The sequence below is a fragment of the Bradyrhizobium sp. P2_E8 genome (genome assembly GCF_056403875.1).
This window is the reverse complement of sequence record NZ_JBFUES010001054.1, coordinates 1-2,458: the sequence shown is the minus strand read 5'-3', so window position 1 is coordinate 2,458 and position 2,458 is coordinate 1. Positions and strand designations below refer to the sequence as shown.

The following is a 2,458-nucleotide window of genomic DNA, read 5'->3' as shown; positions in this document are numbered from 1 at the left end:
ACTCTGGATTGCTTCGCTGCGCTCGCAATGACGGAGCATGTGGGTGGCACTGTCGCTCCTTTAGCTCGCGCTCTCATCGCAGACACACCTTTGCCCTCTCGCGGCGCGTTTCGCCCGAGCTTTGCTTCGTCGCCTGCCCTCAGATGAAAGAGGGCGCAGGRAAGGCCGGGAGCCGGYTGGCTCCCATYGGCCGCCATGCCAAACGCGGATTGCGCTACGATGCACAGCGGGGAAACAGGGCAACCGGAGCATCCCGGCCTTCCCTGCGCGGATGGTTGGAACGGCTTATGTCGTGCTCTCCCCGGGGAGCGATGCACTATTGCCCCCGTCGCCTTGCGGATGGCTGATGCGCGGGTCCGGTCGGACCACACCCATCACCGCAAGACTTGGCGCACAGACCCCGGGCGCCAGGACGACACGATTTGGCCGTACGCCGATCACACCGGTCGTGCGCGCGATGCTGTCGCTCACGGTTGCCCGCCCTGCGATGCCTGTCGCGCCGATGTGACCCACGTCCACCGCCGCCCGGCCCGCGTTCGTGACGATCGCGATACGCCCCTCTTCCTTGGGCCGGAGTGCGCGCACTATCCGCCAATTCCGAATTTCGGTAAAGTGGAATATTTTCGAYGGCGCGSRTTGACCGCCATCTTGCGTGTCTTGCCCGYCGGGCAACGCAAGGGCTTGTAGATGCRTAGGGTGGATTAGCCGAAGGCGTAATCCACCTCTTCTGCTTCCGCGGAGAGAGACAGTGGTGGGTTACGCCTTCGGCTAACCCACCCTACGAGATCGAGCTGTCCCGGGTATSGCTYCGCTCACCAGGGCAACAGCTTCAAGCTCGTGGATGGATCAGGCGAAGGCGGCCTGGGCCCACGCTCCGTGGGGAGCTCGATCGTCGTCGGAACGGTCGGGCGTGCGGTGGGGCCTTGTGGCGGCGCCGCGTTGGCGCCGATGCCGGATATCCAGGCGCCGCAAGTGCGCAGCCGCGTTGCCCACGAACGTGGCAATGCGCGCGGCGGCCTGTTTGACGACGAACAGGATCGTCGTGACGCGGCTTAGCACGCCGACCAGGATCAGCACCGAGAAAGATGTCGATGTAGGCGAGGAAGTCGCCGACCAGCATCAGTTCCGGCGGAATTGGGATCCTGTGGTAGTAGGCCAGCACAAGGATCACGACGGGGATGAAGGCAATCACCTTCCGCACCGTCAGTCTGTCCAGCAGCGCGGCCAGTTGCACGACGAGCACCTCCCATAGTGCATCGCCGATCGCGAGCGGGACCTCGTAAGTCCATCTCCGCCACCATTGCTTCACGACATTGCTCCGAGCTCAGTGCCTGACCACCAGCACCGAGCACTTCGCGTAGCGCACGACGTGGCCGGCATTGGAGCCGAGGAAATAGGTGCGCATCGCCGGCCGGTGCGAGGTCATCACGATCAGATCGGCCTTCATGTGCACGGCTTCCTCCAGGATCTCGTGGTAGATGCCGCCCTGGCGGACCACGCTGGAGATGTGGGAAGCCTCGATGCCGGATTCGCGCGCGACGATGGCGAGCGCTTCCTCCGAGGTCTGGCGCTGCTGTTCGTCGAAGTCGGCCGGCACGTATTCTGCCAGCATCACCGGCGTCATCGGCAGCACGTTGAGCAGGCGCACCGTGCCGCTCCAGGTCTGCGACAGCGTTGCCGCGGTTGCGATCGCCGGCTTGGCCAGATCGGTGTCGGCGAGGTCGATGGGCACGAGGATGGACTTGAACATCTGCGCCTCCAAATCTTCCAGTCAGCCCGTAATCAGGCTGCATCGACCGGTCGAGACGGCGCCCGCGCGTCTCATCCCGATCGAAGCAGCTTGGGGCTGACGAACAGCACCAGCTTGCCGCGGCGGTAGGCCACGTCCCCCCAATCCTTCACGTCAAAGTCGAAGATCGCAAGCCCCGCGGTGGGCAGATTGTGGGCGAGCGCCTTGGCGCCGGCCGGATCGCCGCCGCCCATCAGCATCAAGGCGGCCTCGTGCATGCCGGGATTGTGGCCGACCAGCAGCAGCCGCTTCGGGTTGCCCGGGTTGGTTGCAGTGCGAATGGATTCCAGGATCTGCGCGGGATCGGCGCCGTAGAGTTCCGGCAGCACCTCGACCTCGGGCGCGACGACGCGGCCCTTCATCGTCTCCCAGGCGATGTCCCAGGTCTGCCGTGCCCGGACGGCATGCGACACCAGCACGGTGTCGGGGAAGGGGGGATGGGAGGCGATCCAGTCGCCGATCTCGGCGGCATCCTTGTGGCCGCGGTCGTCGAGCCGGCGATCCTGGTCACGGCCGCTCGGCGCGTCGGTCTCGGTCTTGGCGTGACGCAGCAGCATCAAACGGCGCATGGCACTCTCGAATCGTTACACGTCCAGAATAATCTACAGGCACCGCTTGAGGACAAGGTGACAGGCGCCCGATCGGTCCTTTAAAGCGCGATGAGATTTG

3 protein-coding genes are annotated in these 2,458 nt (G+C 64.9%); all 3 read right to left on the bottom strand.

What is annotated here, in order from left to right:
• Positions 1 to 846: 846 nt before the first annotated feature.
• The 3 genes from AC1D00_RS36530 to AC1D00_RS36520 all read right to left on the bottom strand — a co-directional run bounded on the left by AC1D00_RS36530 (position 847) and on the right by AC1D00_RS36520 (position 2,358).
• Positions 847 to 1,077, bottom strand: a complete 231-nt coding sequence (locus AC1D00_RS36530) for a hypothetical protein (protein ID WP_477014010.1) — start codon at positions 1,075 to 1,077, stop codon at positions 847 to 849.
• 247 nt (positions 1,078 to 1,324) lie between these two features.
• Positions 1,325 to 1,750 carry a universal stress protein gene (locus tag AC1D00_RS36525; protein ID WP_011088599.1) on the bottom strand — a complete coding sequence of 142 codons (426 nt, stop codon included), beginning with the start codon at positions 1,748 to 1,750 and terminating at the stop codon, positions 1,325 to 1,327.
• 71 nt (positions 1,751 to 1,821) lie between these two features.
• Positions 1,822 to 2,358, bottom strand: coding sequence for a SixA phosphatase family protein (locus tag AC1D00_RS36520; protein WP_477014009.1), 537 nt, complete (start codon positions 2,356 to 2,358; stop codon positions 1,822 to 1,824).
• Positions 2,359 to 2,458: the final 100 nt, after the last annotated feature.